Here is a 20236-nt window from a genome sequence, read left to right on the forward strand (position 1 = left end):
AGACAGGGGGTGCCGGCCGCACTCTTCGGTGGACCAGGGCCAAGCAGGTGGAGGTGACCGGTGGACAGCGGTGCCAGGGTGACGTCGTTCGCACAGCAACGGCTGTTGTTCCTCGACCAGCTCCGTCCCGGCGCGCCGGACTACCTGCTGCCACTGGCGCTGCGGGTGCAGGGCGACCTGGATGTGTCCGCGCTGACCGGGGCGTTCCACGGGATCATCGCGCGGCACGAGATCCTGCGTACCCGCTACACCACGGCCGGGCAGATCGTTGAGTCCGAAGTGGACAGTGTGCCGAGCTGGCATGACCTGAGCGGGTCGCCGGAGGTGGAAGCACGACTGGCCGAGCTGGTCGAACTGGAGTTGCGCCGCCCGATCGACCTGAGCACCGCGCCGCCACTGCGACTGACCCTGGTGCGCCTGGCCGAGGACGAGCATCTGCTGCTGTTCGTGGTGCACCACATCGCCTTCGACGGCTGGTCCTGGGGTGTGCTGGCCCGTGAGCTGGCCGCCGGATACCACGAGCGCACCGGCGGCCCCGCTGCCGAGTTGCCCGAGTTGTCCTTGCAGTACGCGGACTTCGCCGCCTGGCAGCGCGAGCGACTCACCGGGGACCGGTTGAGTAAGCAGCTCGACTTCTGGCGCACCAGCCTCGACGGCCTGACCCCGCTGGAACTGCCCACCGACCGGCCGCGCCCCACTGTCTGGGACGGCGCGGGCGATGTGGTCCGGTTCCAGCTGCCACCGGAGCTGGTCGCCCAGGTCGACGCCTACGCCAGGAGCCGCCGCGCCACCCGGTTCATGGTGCTGCTGGCCGCTTTCGAGGCGTTGCTGGCCCGCTACACCGGGCAGACCGACCTCGCCGTGGGCACCCCGGTCGCCGGTCGCACCCGCACCGAGGCCGAACCGCTGATCGGCCTGTTCGCCAACACCCTGGTGCTGCGCGGCGACGTCTCCGGCCGACCTGCCTTCAGTGAACTGGTGGACCGGGTGCGGGCCACCGCGCTGGCCGCGTTCTCGCACGCCGACCTGCCGTTCGAGCGGATCGTGGCGGAGCTGGCCCCGGACCGCGACCTGTCCCGCAACCCGCTGTTCCAGGTCTCCTTCTCGTTGCGCAACGCGGTGGCCGAGCCGATCACCCTGCCCGGCCTGGACACCGATCTGGTGCCGACCCCGCTGCTGGGCACCCCGTTCGATCTGCTGCTGGATATGGACATCCGCGCCGATGGCACCCTGGCTGCCCGGCTGCAGTACGCCACCGCGTTGTTCGACGAGACCACCGTGCGCCGGATCGCCGAGGGCTACCAACAGCTGCTGCGCACCGCACTGTCCACACCGGACACCCCGGTGGCCGAGATCGAACTCATCTCCGCCGAGGACCGCCGCGACCTGATCGCCAAGTACAACGACACCGCCACCGCGTTGCCCGGCGAGTGCCTGCACGAGCTGTTCGCGGCCCAGGCCAAGCGCACCCCGGATGCGATCGCGCTGCGCGGTCCGGACGGGGAGCTGAGCTTCCGTGAGCTGGACCAGCGTGCCAACGGGTTCGCACACCTGCTGCGGGGCAAGGGGATCGGGCCGGAGTCGCTGGTCGGGGTGTGCCTGCCGCGCGGCTTCGACCTGGTGGTGGCGCTGCTCGGGGTGTTGAAGGCGGGCGGGGCCTATCTACCGCTCAACCCGGCCGACCCACCAGCCCGGCGCGTGGATCTGCTCACCGAGGCCGGGGTGGCTTTGCTGGTCAACGAGATCAGTGCCGAAGTCGAACTCGCCACGGAACCCCCGGTCCAGGTCGCCCATCCGGACAACGCCGCCTACGTGATCTTCACCTCCGGCTCCACCGGGAAACCCAAGGGTGTCACCATCACCCACCGCAACCTGGTCAACTACGTCAGCTGGGCGGCCACCGCCTACGGCAGCCACACCCACGGCACCGCGCTCTACTCCTCGGTCGCCTTCGACCTGCCGGTCACCTCGCTCTACCCCGCGCTGCTCACCGGCGTCCCGGTCACCCTCACCGCCGACGACGGCTCACCCGGCCTCGACGCGCTGGTGCATGCCTTGGAGCACAACACTTTTGACCTGCTCAAGCTCACCCCCACACACGTCGGTGTGCTCGGCCAGGAACTCTCCCCGCGCGCCCTGCGCACCGGCGCTCCGCACGTGGTCGCCGGCGGTGAGCTGCTCACCGGCGCGCTGCTGGACCCGTGGCGACGGCACGCCCCGGACACCGTGGTGTTCAACGAATACGGCCCCACCGAAACCACCGTCGGCTGCTCGGTGCTCATCCGCCGGGCCGGTGAACTCGATCCCGGCCCGCTGCCGATCGGCGCGCCGATCGCCAACACCACCATGTACGTCCTCGACACCGAGCTGCGGCCGGTGCTGCCAGGTGCGGTGGGGGAGCTGTACATCGGCGGCGACCAGGTCGCCCGTGGCTACCACAACCAGAGCGCGCTCACCGCGGCCAAGTTCGTGCCCGACCCGTTCACCTCGGGCGCCCGGCTGTACCGCAGCGGCGACCTGGTGCGACACCGGGCCGACGGCGAATTGGAGTTCGTGTCCAGAGTGGACACCCAGGTCAAGATCCGCGGGTTCCGGATCGAACCCGGCGAGGTCGAGGCCGCGCTGACCACGCACCCGGACATCCGGGAGGCTGCCGTGGTCGCGCACCGCGGCAACCTGGTCGCCTATCTGGCGTCCACAGTGGACATCGACGTCACCGGCCTGCGCGCCGAACTGGGTCAGCACCTGCCCGAACATCTGGTGCCCGCCCAGTACGTGGTGCTGCCCGTGTTGCCCAAGACCGCCAGTGGCAAGGTCGATCGCAAGGCCCTGCCCGACCCGTCCGCACATCGCCGACCCACCGACATCGAGTACGTTGCCCCGCGCACTCCGATCGAGCACGCGGTGGCCGCGGTCTGGGCCGAATTCCTTGAGCTGCCGCGGGTTGGTGTGCATGAGGACTTCTTCCTGCTCGGCGGCAACTCCCTGCTCGCCACCCGGATCGCCGCCCGGCTGCGCGCCCAACTCGACGTCGAACTCCCCCTGGCTGAGGTCTTCACCGCGCGCACCGTGGCCCGCCTGGCCGAGGTGATCACCGCCGCCGGACCCGGTCAGCTGCCGATCACCCCGGTCTCCCACGACGGCCCGCTGCCGCTGTCCTTCGCCCAGCAGCGCCTGTGGTTCCTGGACCGGCTCGCCCCCGGCGGCACCGACTATCTGGTCCCGTTCGTCCTGCGCCTGACCGGCGAACTCGACGAACCCGCCCTGCGCAACGCCGTGCAGGACTTGGCCGACCGGCAGGCGATCCTGCGTACCCGCTACACCGAACAGGACGGCGAACCGGTCCAGCTCATCGACCCGGCCGCGCGGATCCCGTTCACCACCTTGACCACCGACGGCGATCCCCTGGACCTGGTGCACGCCGATCTGCGGCAGCCCTTCGACCTGGCCACCCAGCTCCCGGCCCGCGCCACCCTGATCCGGGTCAGCGCCACCGACCACCTGTTCCTGCTGACACTGCACCACATCAGCTCCGACGGTTGGTCCGCCGAGGTCCTGGCCACCGACCTCAACCGCCTCTACACCGCCCGCCACCACGGCGAAACCCCGCCGCCACCGCCCCCGGTGCAGTACGCGGACTACGCCACCTGGCAGCGCACCACCGCGGACACCCCCGAGTTCGCCATCCGCCTCGACCACTGGCGCGAGATCCTGGCGAATCTGTCCACTGTGGACCTGCCAACCGACCGCCGCCGACCTCGCGTGCGCGACTGGCGTGGCGACCGGCTGGCCGTCGAACTGCCCGCCGAACTCGGTCGCGCCACCGAAACCCTGGCCAGGCAACACGGTGCGACCCCGTTCATGGTGCTGCTGGCCGCCTTCCAGGCCCTGCTCGCCCGGCACGGCGGCGGCCAGGACATCCCGGTCGGCACCGCGGTCGCCGGCCGCGGCCGCCCCGAACTGGACGAGCTGCTCGGGTTCTTCGCCAACACCCTGGTGCTGCGCGGCGATCTCAGCGGCAACCCAAGCTTCACCGACCTGCTCACCCGGGTCCGGGACACCGCCCTGGACGCCTACGCGCACGCCGACATCCCGTTCGAGCGGATCGTGGCCGAACTCGCGCCCGACCGCGATCCGTCCCGCAATCCGCTGTTCCAGGTGATGTTCGAGGTCCGCCCGGACAATCCGGCCCCGTTCACCCTGCCCGGACTGGGTGTCGAGCAGATCGGGATCAGCTGGCCCATCGCCAAGTTCGACCTGATGCTCTCCGTGCTGCACCGCGCCGACGGCTCACTTCGCTGTGGCTTCGAGTACGCCACCGCCCTGTTCGATGAGTCCACAGTGGAACGTCTGGCCGAGCACTACGGCCGCCTGCTCGCCACCGTGCTGGCCGACCCGGATCACCCGCTGCACCAGGCCGATTTCCTGGACGACGCCGAACGTTCCCGCCTCACCACCGGCTGGACCGACGCCTGGACCCAGCGTCCCGCCGCCACCCTGCCCGACCTGTTCACCGACCAGGCCCGGCGCACCCCGGACGCCACCGCGGTGATCTTCGGCGACACCAGCCTGACCTACGCCGAACTGCACACCCGCGCAGACCGCCTGGCCCGGCAGCTGCGCACCCTCGGCGTCCGCCCGGAAACCCCGGTGGCGGTCGCCCTGCGCCGGGACGCCGACCTGGTCACCGCCGTGCTCGGGGTGCTCAAAGCCGGCGCCGCCTACGTTCCGATCGACCCGGCCCACCCGCCGCAGCGCCGCGAACACGTGCTCCGGGACAGTGGCGCCCAGGTACTGATCAGCCAGTCCTGGATCCGCGACGATCTCCCCGAAACCCGGATCCCGCTGTTGCTGCTGGACGAGCCGGGTCCGGAACCCAGCATCGAGCCACTGTCCACACTGGACCCGGCTGGTGCCGCCTACGTCATCTACACCTCCGGATCCACCGGCCGCCCCAAGGGCGTGGTGATCAGCCACGAGGCCATCCGCAACCGGGTGCTGTGGACCGTGCGCGAACACGGCCTCGGCCCGGCCGATCGGGTGCTGCAGAAGACCACGGTCAGCTTCGACGCCTCGATGTGGGAGTTCCTGGCCCCACTGGTCTCCGGTGGCACCGTGGTGGTCGCCGCCGACGGCGTGCCCCGCGACCCGGCCGCCATGGTCGCCGCGATGATCGAACACCGGGTGACCGTGCTCCAACTGGTGCCCTCGGTGCTGAGAATCCTGATCCAGCAACCCGGTCTGGCCGACTGCACCGCGCTGCGCCTGGTGTTCTGCGCGGGCGAACCCCTGCCCGCCGACCTGTGCGACGAGCTGCTCAACCAGGTCCCGGTGCGGCTCACCAACACCTACGGCCCCACCGAATGCGCCATCGACGTCACCGCCTGGCAGTACACCGGCGACGAGCCGAACGAGATCGTCGCCATCGGCCGCCCGCTGGACAACACCCGGATCCTGGTCCTCGACCGGGACAACCAGCTCGCCCCGATCGGCGTGCCCGGCGAACTCTGCGTGGCCGGAGTCAACCTGGCCCGCGGCTACCACGACCGCGGCGACCTCACCGCGGAACGCTTCGCGCCCAACCCGTTCCCAGTCCAACCCGGCGAACGTCTCTACCGCACCGGCGACCTGGCCCGGTGGCGCGCGGACGGCGTGCTGGAATACCTGGGCCGCCTGGACCGCCAGGTCAAACTGCGCGGCGTCCGGATCGAACCCGGCGAGATCGAGATCGCGCTGTGCGAACACCCCGCGATCTCCGCCGCCGCGGTCGAGGTCTACCCAGTCGGCGACGACCAGCGCCTGGTCGCCCACCTGGTCACCAGCACCGAGATCGACCAGGCCGAGATCCGGGCGCACCTCGCGGATCGGCTGCCCGAAGCCATGATCCCCGCGGTGCTGCGTTTCCTGGACGCCCTGCCGCTCACCGCCAGCGGCAAGATCGACCGCGCCGCGCTGCCCGGCCTCGACGGCCTGGAAACCACCACCGAACACCTCGAACCCCGCACCCCGGCCGAAGTCACCATCGCCGCCCAGTTCGCCGAACTGCTCGGCTCACCTAGGATCGGCGCGACCGACGACTTCTTCGCCCTGGGCGGTCATTCCCTGCTCGCCACCCGCCTGGTCTTCCGGCTGCGCACCGCCTTCGGCGTGGACATCCCGGTCGCCGAGGTCTTCACCCGCCGCACCGTCGAAGCCCTCGCCGACCTGGTGTCCACATCGGACAGTCGAGTCGACCCGATCGTCCGGGTGCCCCGGGACGTCGACCTGCCGCCCTCCTCGGCCCAACGCCGGATGTGGTTCCTGGACCAGCTCGAACCCGGCAGTGCCGAGTACCTGGTGCCCCTGGTCCTGCGCCTGCGCGGCCCCCTGGACCTGGCCGCGTTCAGCGGCGCCCTGGACGATGTGGTGGCCCGGCACGAGATCCTGCGTACCCGCTACCTGGCTCCGCTGGGCGATCCGATCCAGGTCATTGACCCGGCCACCAACCTCGACCTGCACCCGATCGACCTGACCACGTTGCCCTACCAGGAAGCCGTCACCCAGGCCGAAACCCTGGTGCACGCCGACACCGCCCGCCCGTTCGCGCTCGATGCGGAAATCCCGTTCCGCGCCTTGCTGATCCGCATCCGCCCGGACGAACACCTGATCGCGCTCACCGTCCACCACGTCGCGGTCGACGCCTGGTCCATCGACGTGCTCACCCGAGACCTGGGCCACTACTACGAATCCCGCACCACCGGCGGCAACCCGCCCACCGCAGCCACCGTCCAGTACGCGGACTTCGCAGCCTGGCAACACCACTGGTCCACCGGCCCCGAACCCGAACGCCACCTGACCTACTGGCGCGACCGCCTCGCCCACCTGCCCCAGCTCGAACTCCCCGGCGACCGGCCAAGGCCGTCCACAAGGGACAGTCGCGGCGACCTGCTGGCCATCGAGATCCCCGCCGACACCACCACCGCGGTCGACACCCTGGCTCGCGCGCACGGCGCTACCCCGTTCATGGTGCTGCTGGCCGCCTTCCACCTGGTGCTCGCCCGGCACACCGGCCAGTCCGACGTCGCGGTCGGCACCCCGGTGGCCGGGCGCACCAGGGCCGAGGTGGAGGACATGCTCGGCGCCTTCCTCAACACGGTGGTACTGCGTGAATCCCTCACCGGTGTCCCCAGTTTTGCCGCACTCATCGACCAGGTCCGCGAGCACGTGATCGGCGCGTTTTCGCACCAGGACCTGCCCTTCGAGCGCTTGGTGGACGAACTCCAGCCCGAACGCGACCTGTCCCGCAACCCGCTGTTCCAGGTCATGTTCGAGCTGCAACAGGCCCAGCGCACTCCACTCCGCCTGCCCGGCCTGACCGTCGAACGCGTACAGGCTCCCTGGCGCACCGCCAAGTTCGACCTCACCCTGTCCCTGGGGCGGCGCGCTGACGGCAGTCTCACCGGACTGTTCGAGTACGCCACCGCGCTGTTCGACGAGTCCACCATCCAGCGGATGGCCGGGCACTACCTCAACTTGCTGCACGACGCCGTCACCAATCCCGCCCTGCCCCTCGACGCACTGGCCATGCTCACCGAACCCGAACAGCGCCAGCTCCGGCACGAGTGGAACCCGCCAGCCCCCGCGGAAACCCCGGCCTGCGTGCCCGCACTGTTCGAGCAGCGCGTGCAGCAGCACCCGGACGCCGAAGCGGTCTCCTTCGGCCCCGAACGACTCAGCTACGCCGAACTCAACGCCCGCGCCAACCAGCTCGCCCACCACCTGCGCGCGCACGGCGTCGGACCGGAGACCATCGTCGCGGTCTGCCTGGACCGTGGCCTGGACGCGGTGATCTCCCTGCTCGCCGTGCTCAAGGCCGGCGGCGCCTACGTCCCGATCGACCCGGACCACCCGGCCGACCGGCTCACCTTCATGCTCGCCGACGCCACCGCACACCTGGTGATCACCACCGGCGACCGGCGCCTGTCCACCGACCGACCGGTCGTTAGGTTGTCCGACGAAGCGCAGGCCATCGCCCAGCGCCCGGCGACCAACCTCACTCCGCTGGTCACCCCGGCCCACCTGGCCTACATGATCTTCACTTCGGGCTCGACCGGGCGCCCCAAGGGTGTGTTGATCGAACACGGCTCCTACGCCCACCACTGCCGGGTCATCGCCGAGCAGTACGACATCCGGCCGACCGACCGGGTGGTACTGCTGTCCGCGCTGACCTTCGACGTGGCTATGGACCAGATCGCGGCCACCCTGCTGGTCGGCGCGAGCATCGTGGTGGCCGACCCGCTGTTCTGGAGCCCGGCCGAACTGCCCGACCGGATCCACGAACACGGCATCACCATCATGGAGATCACCCCCGCCTACTACCGCGAGGTCCTGCGCACCCTCCAGCCCGGCGATCCGCGACTGCGCGGCCTGCGGCTGATGAATGTGGGCAGCGACGTGGTCACCGTCGAGGACGCCCGGCAGTGGGCCGCGACCGGGCTGCCCGGCCGGTTCCTGTGCAACTACGGCCCCACCGAGGCCACCGTCACCTGCCTGCTGCACCCCATCACCACCGTGCCCGCCGCGGCCCGCGCCGAGGCTGCCCTGCCCATCGGCCGCCCCGTTCCCGGTACCAGCGCGTACATTGTGGACAGACACGGCGACCCGGTACCCGTTGGCGTGCCAGGAGAACTGCTGCTCGGCGGCGTCCGGCTGGCCCGCGGCTACCACCGGCGACCCGAACTGACCGCGGAGAAGTTCGTCCCCGACCCGTTCGGCACGCAACCAGGCGACCGCCTGTACCGCACCGGCGACCTGGTGCGCTACCTGCCCGACGGCACCATCGAGTTCCTCGGCCGCATCGACCACCAGGTGAAACTCCGCGGCTTCCGGATTGAACTGGGCGAGATCGAAGCCGTGCTCGCCCAGCATCCGGCGATCCGCGCCGCGGTCGTGGTGGCCAGGGACGTGCAGCCCGGCGACCGGCGACTGGTCGCCTACCTGGTGCCGCAGGACCGGACACCGGAGATCACCGACCTGCGCGCGTTCGCGGCGGAACGGCTGCCCGAGTACATGGTGCCCGGCCTGTGGACCTTCCTGCCCGAACTGCCGCTCACCCCGAGCAAGAAGGTCGACCGCAAGGCGTTGCCGCGACCCGAGATCGACCGCCCCGACCTCGACAGCCCCTACCTGGCACCGAGAACCCCGACCGAGCACATCGTGTCCGGGATCTGGAGCGAGGTGCTCGGCCTGAGCCGGATCGGGGTCGAGGACGACGTGTTCGCCCTCGGCGCGCACTCCCTGCTCGCCACCCGCGTGCTGGCCCGGCTGAACGTGGTCTTCGGCATCGACCTGCCGCTGCGCCGCCTGTTCGAGGCCACCACCATCGCCACCCTGGCCGAGGCGGTGCAGCAGGCCATCGAGGCGGAGATCAACCAGCTCTCCGACGAAGAGGTCGCCGCGATCCTGGCTGATCCCGGCGAGCGCTGACCGCCACCACCCGAGAGGACCGCACGATGACCGTCACCGCGCACCACCCCGGCACGCACACCGCGGCCACCGACTTCTCGGTGTTCCAGGACCTCGAATCCGAGGTGCGCAGCTACTGCCGGAAGTTCCCGATCGTCTTCCACCGCGCCAAGGGCGCCGAACTGCACGGCGAGGACGGCCGGGTCTTCATCGACTTCTTCTGCGGCGCGGGCACCCTGAACTACGGGCACAACAACGAGTTCATCAAGCGCCGCCTCACCGAGTACCTGGCCGCCGACGGCATCGTGCACGGCCTGGACATGCACACCGTGGCCAAACGCGAGTTCCTCAACGCCTTCGCCGAGGTCGTGCTGCGTCCGCGCGACCTGGACTACAAGATCCAGTTCTGCGGGCCCACCGGCACCGACGCGGTCGAGGCCGCGCTCAAACTGGCCCGCAAGGCCACCGGCCGCACCGGCGTGGTCGCCTTCACCGGCGCCTACCACGGCATGTCCCGCGGCTCGCTGGCCGTCACCGGCAGCCGCCGCGCCCGCCGGGCCGGCGGAATCGGGCCCTCCGACGTCACCTTCGTGCCCTATGAGGACAGTCCACAGGGGATCTTCGACTCGGTCGGCTACCTGGAGCGCCTGCTCGCCGACCCGTCCTCCGGCTTCGAGATCCCGGCCGCGGTGATCGTCGAACCCATGCAGATGGAGGGCGGTATCTACCCGGCCTCCCCGGACTGGCTGCGCTCGCTGCGCGCGCTCACCGAACGGCACGGCATCCTGCTGATCTTCGACGAGATCCAGGCGGGCTGCGGCCGCACCGGCACCTTCTTCTGCTTCGAGCACGCCGGGGTGGTGCCGGACATGGTCACCGTGTCCAAGTCCATCGGCGGCTACGGACTCCCACTCTCGCTGACCCTGTTCCGCCGCGACCTGGACGTGTGGGAGCCGGGTGAGCACACCGGCACCTTCCGCGGCAACCAGCTCGCCTTCGTCGCCGCCACCGCGGCCCTGGACCTGTGGCGGCAGACCAAGTTCCACACCGACCTGGCCGTGGCGTCCCGCCGCCTGGACCGCTTCCGCACCGAACTCCTGGATCCGGCGATCGTCACCCGCGGCCGCGGCATGGCCCTGGGCATCGACCTGGCCAACGCCGGCGGGCCGGAGCGCGCGGACCTGGTGCAGCGACACGCGTTCGAGCACGGCCTGATCGTGGAGCTGTGCGGCCGCCACGACGAGGTGATCAAGGTGCTGCCGCCGCTGACCATCGACATCGCCCGGCTGGACCGCGGACTCGACGTGCTCCGCGACGCCCTGCACAGCACCCGGAACCGGTGAGGAGCCAACGATGTCCGACCGACGACACCTGATCTCCATCGACGATCTGTCCGATGAGGACCTGCGCCGGCTGGTCCAGCGCGGCGCCGAGTATTCCGCGGGCGACCTCGAAGGCGCGAAACCGTTGCGGGACCTGGTGGTCGCGGTGCTGTTCCGCCGCACCTCCACCCGCACCCGCACCGCCTTCTCCGCCGGCGCGCTGCGCCTGGGCGCCCAGCTGATCACCTACGGTCCCGGCGATCTCCAGGAGAACACCGGCGAGTCCGTCGAGGACACCGGCGCGGTGCTCGCCGGCATGCTCGACGTCCTGGTCGCCCGCACCGCCGGACCGGAACGGGAACTCCGCGCCTACGCGGCCCAGCACCGGATGGCGGTGATCAACGCGATGACCGCGGAGGAACACCCCACCCAGGCCCTCACCGACCTCACCACGCTGACCCGCCACTTCGGCCGGGTCGACGGGCTGCGCGTGCTGTATGTGGGGGAGGGCAACAACACCGCGACCGCGCTGTCCCTGGCCCTGCCCCGCTTCCCCGGCACCGAACTGCACTTGCGCACGCCACCCGGCTACGGCGTCCCGGCGAGTTTCGTCGAACGCGGCCAGATCAGCGCCAAACGCAGCGGCGCCCGGATTGAGCAGCGGCACGACCTGGCCGACCTGCCCGAGGTCGACGTCGTCTACACCACCCGCTGGCAGACCACCGGCACCAGCAAACCCGACCCGAACTGGCGGGCGATCTTCGCACCGTTCCAGGTGGACAGTGCGCTGCTGGCGGCCTGTCCCGGCGCGGTGTTCATGCACGACCTGCCCGCGCACCGCGGCGAAGAGGTCACCGCCGAGGTGCTCGACGGCCCGGCCAGCATCGCGTTCACGCAGGCGGAGAACAAGTACCACAGTGCACGCGCAGTCCTGGAATGGTGCACGGCCTGATCCGAAAGGTGTCCGTCGCGATGTCCGACAACGTCTTCCTCCCCACCGGCGGCTGGCGGCTGTGGTCCCAGTTCTCCCTGCGTGGGCCCGGTTTCCCCGCGGCCGGAGTGCTGCGGCTGGCCCCGGACGGCCTGGCCGCGGCCGCGGACAAGTTCGACCGGGGCACCCCACTGTCCGGTGTGGACTGGACTGCCTTCGAGGAGGAGTTCGGTACGGCCGCGGTGCGGACCGCACTGGCCCTCCAGGACATCGCAGCCCGGCCCGACTTCCGCGCCGCGGTGGCCTGGCAGAACCGCACCGTGCTCGGCACCGGCATCAAGCCCTTCCTGGACTGGACCCCCACCGCCGCCGGCCGCAGCAGCATGCCCCGCCAGCGCGAGGAGCTGGTGGCCCACTACTGGCAGCGGTTCTGCGTGAAGAACGACACCATCGGCTTCTTCGGCCCGGTCGGCTGGGGCCGCTGGGACCTGGACCAGGAAGGCGTGACGGTCGACCCGGGGCAGGGGCTGATCGCCGAGTCCACTGTGTACTTCTCCAGCTGGGCCATCGACACCCTCGCCCGCGTGCTCGGCGAGGACCCCGCCCTGCGCCGCTGGACCCCACCCCGCCGGGTGTCCTTCGTCCGGATCAACGCCGACTCCGTGCACCTGCCCGGCCGCCCACCCCAGCCGATCAGCCCGGACCAGCGTGAACTCCTTGCAAGCTGCGACGGCACCCGCTCCCCGGTCGACCTGGCCACCCAGCTCGGCCGGAGCGAGGAGGAGGTGCTGGCCGGGATCGAGGACCTGGTCAAGCGGCGCTGCGCGGTGTGGCGGCTGGAAGTCCCGACCACCGCCCATCCCGAGCAGCACCTGCGGTCCACAATGGAGCGAGTCGGTGACCCGGCGGTCCGCGATCGCGCCCTGGCCAAACTCGCCGTGCTGGAGCAGGCCAAACAACGCATCCACCACGCCTATGGTGACGCGGACGCGCTGGCGGCGGCGATGGCCGCGCTGGAACAGGACTTCGCCGCGCTCACCGAGTCCGCCGCGGTCCGGGCCAAGAACAGCCGCACCGCCCCCTGCCGCTCACTGGTCTACGCCGACTGCCGCCGCTCGGCCACCGCCACCCTGGGCTCGGCCGTGCTGGCCGAACTCACCCCACTGGCCCTGTGCCTGACCGCGGCCCGCTGGCTCACCAACCGGTTCGCCGAGTCGATGACCACCCGCATCCGCGCTGCCTACGAGAAGCTGCTCGCCAAGCACGGCCGGGTCGACCTGGGCGCGCTCTGGTTCGAATGCCTGCCGGTGCCGCACCCCGACTCCACCGCCGAGATCGACCGCATCCAGGCCGAACTGCGTGAACGCTGGACCCGGATCATCAACGCGCCTGAGGGCGCCCGCCGGGTCCGACTGTCCTCAGTGGACCTGAAAGACCAGGTGGAGGCGGCGTTCGGCGAACCCGGCGACGCCTGGAATATTGCCCGATACGTGAGTCCGGACGTGCTGATCCTGGCCGAGGACGCTGACGCGGTGGCCCGCGGCGAGTTCGAGCTGGTGCTCGGCGAACTGCATGTGGCGATGAACACCGTCGGCGCCTCCCTGTTCGCCATGCAGCACCCGGACATCAACGAGCTGCTCGCCGAGACCACAATGGACTTCCCCGGTCCGCGGCTGATGCCCATGCTGCCCAAGGAACAGCCGCCGCGCTGGTCCACCCGCAGCCGCCCGGCCCTGGTGCGTCCCGAGGACTACTTCGCCGGGATGGTCGACTACACCGCCGACCCGCACAACCCGCGCGCCCTCAACAGCGCCGACGTCGAGGTGCTCGACCGGGACGACCGGCTGCTCGCGATCCTGCCCGACGGCGCCGAGTTCCCACTCTTGGATGTCTTCGGCAACGCGCTCACCAACCGGGTCATGGACCGCTTCTCGCTGCGCACCAACGCCGAGCACTCGCCGCGGATCACCGTGGACCGCATGATCATCGCCAGGGAGACCTGGCGGTTCACCGCCGCGAGCCTGGAGTTCACCGCGGAGAAGAACGAAGCTCGCCGGTTCGTCAAGGCCCGGCAGTGGCGGGAGGAACTGGACCTGCCCCGGTACGTCTTCGTCACCTCGCCCACCGAACCCCGGCCGTTCTACGTCGACTTCGACAGCCCGGTCTACGTCAACATCCTGGCCAAGGCCGCCCGCCGCCTCGCCCGCACCGACCCGGACGGCCGGATCACGGTCAGCGAGATGCTGCCCAACCCGGAACAGGCCTGGCTCACCGACGACCAGGGGCAGCGCTACACCTCCGAACTCCGCTTCGTCGCGGTGGACCAGACCGGCGGTGCGTCATGACCGGTTTCGTGGACGAGTTGCTGGCCAACCCGCCACACACCCCCGCGATCATCACCCCGGACCGCACCGTGTCCTACGGCGAACTGCGCAACCGGATCGTCCGACTGGCCCAATGCCTTGTGGTCGAAGGACTGCGCCCGGAACAGGTCTGCGCCATCGCCGTGCCCAGAGGTGTGGACGCGGTGGTCGCGATGGCCGCCGTGCTGCACGCCGGCGGCGCGTTCCTGACCCTGGACATCGACCAGCCACCCCAGCGCCTGGCCGCCATGCTCCACAGTGGACAAACTGCGCACCTGCTCACCACCAGCCAGGTCACGCTGTCCTTCCCCGGCCGCACCACCCTGCTGGACCGGCTCACCCCAGCCATCGCACCCCTGCCCCCGGTGTCACCCCGGTCGCTGGCCTACGTCAGCCACACCTCCGGATCCACCGGAACCCCCAACGCGGTGCTGATCGAACGCCGCGGCCTGGACTCCTACCTGCGATTCCTGGCCCGGGACTACGACCTCGGCCCGCACACCACCGCCGTGCAACTGGCCCCGCTGGGCTACGACGCGTCCATCCGGGACATCTTCGCCCCACTGCTCGCGGGCAGGCGACTGGTGCTCGCGCCACGGGAATCCCTGTTGCGCGCCAACGAGTTCGCCGCGGTGATCCGCCAGTACGAGGTCAACACCGTGCTCAGCGTGACTCCGTCCTTCCTCACCTTCCTGGCCCAGTACAAGGACATCGCCGCGGATCTGCACCGCTTGCGGCTCGTGGTGTCCAGCGGTGAGTCCCTGCGCCCCTTCCTCGCTGCCGGTGGCCGGGACCTGATCGCGGGCAGCCTGGTCAACCAGTACGGCCCGACCGAGTGCACCATGACCTCCACCCGCCACCGCGTCCCGGTCGTCCCTGACCTCAGCGCCGACCACATCGGTCTGCCGGTCGACGGCGTCACCGCGCATCTCCTGGACGATCAAGGAAATCCGGTGCCGCCCAACACCATCGGCGAGATCCACCTCGGCGGTCTGAGCGTCGCACGTGGGTACGCGGACCGGCCCGGTCTCACCGCGGACCGCTTCCGCCCGGACCCCTTCGGCGAGCCCGGCTCCCGCAGGTATCGCACCGGCGATCTGGCCCGCCGCACCGAGGACGGCATCCTGGAGTATCTGGGCCGGGTGGACCGGCAGATCAAGATCCGCGGCTACCGGGTCGACCCGGCCGAGGTCGAAGCCGCCCTGCTGACCCACCCCGCGGTCACCGGCGCGGTCATCACCGCCGCCACCGACGACCGCGGCCGCGTCCACCTGATCGCCCACATCACTGGCGACCTCACGACCACCACCGACGCAGACCTGCGCACGCACCTCGGGAAAACCCTGCCACCGCACCTGATGCCGCGCCGGTTCGCCCGCATCGACCAGCTGCCCACCACCAGCACCGGCAAGACCGACCGCAAGGCCCTGGCCCGATGACCACGCCCGCCCTGCAACTCGGCCACGCCGACGTCTCGGCCGCCGCGGACCGGATCGCCGCCCAGATCCGGCACACCCCATTGCTGCCCTGCCTGCCCGGCCTGCGACTCAAGGCCGAGCACCGCCAGCGCAGCGGCTCCTTCAAACTCCGCGGCGCGGCCAACGCCTTGCTGGGCACCGGGGTCACCGCCGTCGTGGCCGGTTCCTCCGGCAACCACGGCATCGCGGTGGCCACCCTGGGTGCCCGGCTCGGCGTCACCGTCACGGTCGTGATGGCCGCGGGAGCCAGTCCGGTCAAGGCCGTCCGGATCCGGGAACTCGGCGCGGACATCGTCGCGGTGCCCGGGGGAGTGGCCGACCGCGAACGACATGCCCGCGAACTGGCCGCGAACACCGGCGCGTTCCTGCTGCCCTCCTCCGACCACGACCTGGTGGTCGCGGGCGCGGGCACGGTCGCCCTGGAGATCCTCGCCGACGCACCCGAGACCGACACGATCTTCGTCCCCACTGGCGGCGGTGGTCTGCTCGCCGGTTCCTGCCTGGCCGCGCTGGGAAACAGGGTCCGGGTGATCGGCGTGGAACCCGCCGCCTGCCGCCGGTACGCGCGCTCACTGGCCGCCGGGCAACCGGTCGAACTGCCGCCACCGGACACCATCGCCGACGGCCTGCGCGGCCAGCGACCCGGCGAGGTGCCGTTCCCGATCATCCAGCACCGGGTGGACGACCTGATCGGCGTGTCCGACGAGGCCATCCGCCACGCACTCGACCTGTTGCGACGCAACGGGGTCAACGCCGAACCCAGTGGCGCCGTGGCCCTCGCGGGCGCGCTGCGCGCCGGGTGGACCGGCACCGCCGTCGCGATCGTCTCCGGCGGAAACACCACAGCGAAAGGACAGCCATGACCAACGACCTCAAGGTGGACGTGCCCGAACTGATCGCCGCGATCTACCGCGAGACACTGGGCGATGAGCACCTGGACACCGCCAGCGACTTCTTCGAGGCCGGCGGCGATTCCCTGGCCGCTTTCCAGATCACCGCTCGCCTTCAGGAGGCCCTCGGCGTCGAAGTGCCGGTGGCGCTGGTCTTCGCCTACCCCTCGCCGATCGACCTGGCCGGCGTGCTGGAACTCGAACCGGCACAGGGGTGAGCCCAATGGGTGCGGACGAGGTGCGCCTGGACCAGAACTGGCGACTGTGGGACCAGTTCGCGTTGCGCGGCCCGGGTTTCCCCGCCGGCGGGGTGCTCCGGCTCGCGCCCGCCGGCCTGGCCCAGGCCGCAGACAAGTTCGACCGGGACGATCGACTCTCCGGTGTGGACTGGCAAGGGTTCGAGGAGACCTACCAGGAAGCCGCGGTGCAGACCGCCAGGGATCTCCAGGACATCGCGGCCCGGCCCGACTTCCGGGCCGCGGTCGCCTGGCAGAACCGCCCGGTGCTGACCACCGGCATCAAACCCTTCCTGGACTGGACACCCACCGCGGCCGGCCGCACCAGCATGCCCCGCCAGCGCGAGGAACTCATCGCCCATTACTGGCAACGGTTCTGCGTCAAGAACGACACCATCGGCTTTTTCGGCCCGGTCGGTTGGGGTCGCTGGGACCTGACCCAGACCGGTGTCACCGTCGACCCCGGCGAGTCGCTGATCGCGGAAACCAACGTCTACTTCGCCAGCTGGGCCATCGACACCCTCGCCCGCACCCTGGAACCCGCACTGCGCCAGTGGATCGCACCTCGCCGCGTACCGTTCGTCCACATCGGACAGGACGCGGTCACCATCCCCAGCCGACCACCGCAGCCGATCACCCCGGAGCAGCATCGCCTGCTGACGCAATGCGACGGCACCCGTTCGGCCCACCACCTGACCCGGTCCAACCCCGACCTGGATGTGTCGGCACTACTGGCCGACCTGGTCGCCCGCCGCTGGCTGGTGTGGCGCCTGGAGATCCCGGCCGACGCGCACCCGGAACGCTGGCTGCGCACCTGGCTGGCCACCGTCGAGGACGAACCCCAGCGTGCCAAGGCCGAAGCCGCCCTGGACACCCTGGAACGCGGCCGCGCCGAGGTCGCCGCCGCCACCGACGCGGACACCCTGGCCGCCGCGCTCACCAAGCTGGAACAGGACTTCGTCGCCCTCACCGACACCGCCGCGGTCCGCGAGAAGTCGGCGAGCACCGCGCCATGCCGGGCACTGGTCTACGCCGACTGCCGGCGCAGCGCCACCGCCACCGCTGGCCACCGGGTGCTGGACGCGCTGGCCCCACTGTCCCTGTTCCTGACCAGCGCCACCTGGCTGACCGCCAACCTCGCCGACCGGGTCCTGCACCGCGCCGAGGAGGTCTTCGACCGTCTGGCCGCCAACGGCCCGGTCAACCTGGCCGACTTCTGGTTCGCCTGCATGCCCATCCTGCACGGCGCCGCCGCCGAGGACGCGACCGAGTTGCAGCAGGAGTTCCAGCGCCGCTGGGGCATCATCCTCAACCCGGGCAGTGGCAGCCGGGTCAAGCGGTCCACAAAGGACATTGAGCACCGGGTGTCGGTGGCCTTCGGCAACCGGGCCCCCGGCTGGACCGCGGCCCGCTATCTCAGCCCCGACATCCTGCTCACCGAGGACCACCTGGTACTCGGCGAACTGCACGTGGCCACCAACACCCTGGGCGCCTCCCTGTTCGTCAACCAGCACCCGGACCAGTCCGAACTGCTGGCCAGCACCACCAGGGACCATCCTGAGCCCCGCCTGCTTCCCTTGCTGCCCAAGGAACACCGCTCCCGCCTCTCCGCCAGGATCCGGCACACCCTGATCCGCCCCGAGGACCACTACGTCGCCCTGGTCGACCAGACCGCCGACCCGGCCCGCCCCCACATCCACGCCAGCGCGGACATCCAGGTCGAACGGCAGGACACCCTCCAGGCGGTGCTGCCCGACGGCACCCGGTTCCCGGTGATCGACGTCTTCGGCCACGTCCTGACCACCCTGGCCATGGACCTGTTCCGCCTGCTCCCGGAAGCCCCGCACACCCCGCGGATCACCGTCGACAACCTGGTCGTCACCCGCGAGACCTGGCGCTTCCCGGCCGCCGAGGTCACCGCCGCCGAGGAGAAGTCCGAACCCCGCCGTTTCGTTCGCCTCCGCCAATGGCGCGAGACGAACACCCTGCCCCGCTTCGTCTTCGTCACCTCCCCGGCCGAACCCCGCCCGTTCTACGTCGACTTCGACAGCCCCGTCTACCTCAACATCCTGGCCAAAGCCATCCGCCGCCTCGCCCGCAAGGACCCGGCCGCCCAGCTCACCATCACCGAGATGCTGCCCACTCCGGACCAGGCCTGGCTGCCCGACCACAACCGCGAACCGCACACCGCCGAACTCCGCTTCGTCGCGGTGGCCGATCCCCGCTGAGCACAACACAAAAAGCCCCCGCCCCGGAAACTCGGGGCGGGGGCTCGACGCTGTGTTCAGCGGACCGCGACCGGCTCCGCCACCGGCCGCGCCGAATCCAGACTGGGCGCGTTACGCACCGCCGGACTCACCGTGGCCACGATCGCCAGCCCGATCATCCACACCGCCAGCGCCCACACCGTCGCCCGCGCCCCGATCCACTCCAGCGCGAACCCGCCCAGCAACGAGCCCAACGGCACCGCGCCGAACGCGATCATCCCCGCCGCCCCCAGCACCCGACCCTGGATGTGATCCGGCGTCACCGCGAGCTGATACGCCGAGATCGCCACATTCCACACCGGACCGACAAAGCACATCAACGCGTACACCGCGCCCAGCACATAGGGATTGGGCACCAGCAACACCATCGGCACCAGCAGGCCCCAGGCCCAGTTCGCCGCGATCACCACCACCTTCATCGACAGCCTGCGCTCCAGCGCGGGCGCGGCCAGCGAACCCAGCACCCCGCCCACCGCGGCCAGTCCGAACATCACACCCACCAGGGTCGGCGAGGCGCCGTAGTCCGCGGCCATCACGATCACCACCAGGAACAGCGCGCGGAACAGGAAGTTGCTGCCCGCCACCAGGAACGTGGTCATCCGCAGGAACGGCTGCCGCCACAACCAGGCGATCCCGGCGCCCAGCTCCAGCCGCCGCGGCTTGCGCTCGGCCTGGAAATCGGTGCGGATCAACAACAACGAGACCAGGGACACCAGGTAGGTCACCGCGTCGAACAGGAACGGCACCGCCCGGCCCAGCCCGAACAACGCCCCGCCCAGCGGCTGACCCAGCATCGCCGCACCCCGCTCCCTGGCCTCGTTGCGGGACAAGGCGAAGGTCAGATGACTCGGGTGCACCACGTTCGGCACCGCGGCCGCCGCCGCGATCTTGAACGTCACGGTCAGCACCCCCTCGACGAACCCGACCGCCAGGATGTGCGGCAACGTCAGCGAATCGCTCACCAGCGCCACCGCCAGGGTGCCGATGGCCAGCGCGCGCAGGATGTCGCACCAGATCATCACCCGCTTGCGGTTCCACCGGTCCACCAGCGCGCCGGCCGGCACCTGGAACACCAGTTGCGGCAGCAGCGCGATGAACCCGCTCAGCCCGGCGTCCACCGGTGAACCGGTCAGCGCCAGCACCAGCAGCGGATAGGCCACGCTGGAGGCGTTCGCGCCGAGGCTGGACACCGCCGAACCCGACCACAACAGCAGGAAGTCCCGGTTACGCCGCAGCGGCGGCACCTCTTCGCTCATACGCCCGATGGTTCTCGGCGTCCAGAGCAGGACACAGAGAAGGACCGGC

Annotated in this window: 9 protein-coding genes; 8 read left to right on the top strand and 1 reads right to left on the bottom strand. The window is 70.6% G+C overall.

Translation table 11 applies throughout. The annotated features are described in order from the left end of the window. Positions 1-78: 78 nt before the first annotated feature. Genes MZC64_RS26985 through MZC64_RS27020 form a run of 8 tightly spaced genes read left to right on the top strand, consistent with a single transcriptional unit; the run spans position 79 to position 18892 of the window. Positions 79-9465, top strand: a complete 9387-nt coding sequence (locus MZC64_RS26985; protein WP_247762007.1) for a non-ribosomal peptide synthetase — start codon at positions 79-81, stop codon at positions 9463-9465. Positions 9466-9491: 26 nt separating this feature from the next. Then, complete coding sequence (gene ectB, locus MZC64_RS26990; protein ID WP_247762005.1) at positions 9492-10787, top strand: diaminobutyrate--2-oxoglutarate transaminase; 1296 nt, start codon at positions 9492-9494, stop codon at positions 10785-10787. A 10-nt stretch (positions 10788-10797) separates the two neighbouring features. Continuing rightward, positions 10798-11718, top strand: coding sequence for an ornithine carbamoyltransferase (locus MZC64_RS26995; RefSeq protein ID WP_247762003.1), 921 nt, complete (start codon positions 10798-10800; stop codon positions 11716-11718). A 20-nt stretch (positions 11719-11738) separates the two neighbouring features. Beyond that, positions 11739-14042 carry a lantibiotic dehydratase gene (locus tag MZC64_RS27000; protein WP_247762002.1) on the top strand — a complete coding sequence of 768 codons (2304 nt, stop codon included), beginning with the start codon at positions 11739-11741 and terminating at the stop codon, positions 14040-14042. After that, complete coding sequence (locus MZC64_RS27005; protein ID WP_247762000.1) at positions 14039-15499, top strand: amino acid adenylation domain-containing protein; 1461 nt, start codon at positions 14039-14041, stop codon at positions 15497-15499. Before MZC64_RS27000 ends, MZC64_RS27005 begins: the two co-directional genes overlap by 4 nt. Then, positions 15496-16401 carry a threonine/serine dehydratase gene (locus MZC64_RS27010; protein WP_247761999.1) on the top strand — a complete coding sequence of 302 codons (906 nt, stop codon included), beginning with the start codon at positions 15496-15498 and terminating at the stop codon, positions 16399-16401. Before MZC64_RS27005 ends, MZC64_RS27010 begins: the two co-directional genes overlap by 4 nt. Continuing rightward, positions 16398-16646: a phosphopantetheine-binding protein gene (locus tag MZC64_RS27015; RefSeq protein ID WP_247761997.1), complete on the top strand. Its 249-nt coding sequence runs from the start codon at positions 16398-16400 to the stop codon at positions 16644-16646. Before MZC64_RS27010 ends, MZC64_RS27015 begins: the two co-directional genes overlap by 4 nt. Positions 16647-16651: 5 nt before the next feature. Further along, positions 16652-18892, top strand: a complete 2241-nt coding sequence (locus tag MZC64_RS27020; RefSeq protein WP_247761996.1) for a lantibiotic dehydratase — start codon at positions 16652-16654, stop codon at positions 18890-18892. A gap of 56 nt (positions 18893-18948) precedes the next feature. Here the strand turns inward: MZC64_RS27020 and MZC64_RS27025 are convergent, their stop codons facing one another. After that, entirely contained in the window at positions 18949-20187 is a 1239-nt protein-coding gene (locus MZC64_RS27025; RefSeq protein WP_247761994.1) for an MFS transporter, read from the bottom strand. Positions 20188-20236 lie beyond the last annotated feature (49 nt).

Source organism: Crossiella sp. S99.2, assembly GCF_023094165.1.
GTDB lineage: Bacteria > Actinomycetota > Actinomycetes > Mycobacteriales > Pseudonocardiaceae > Crossiella.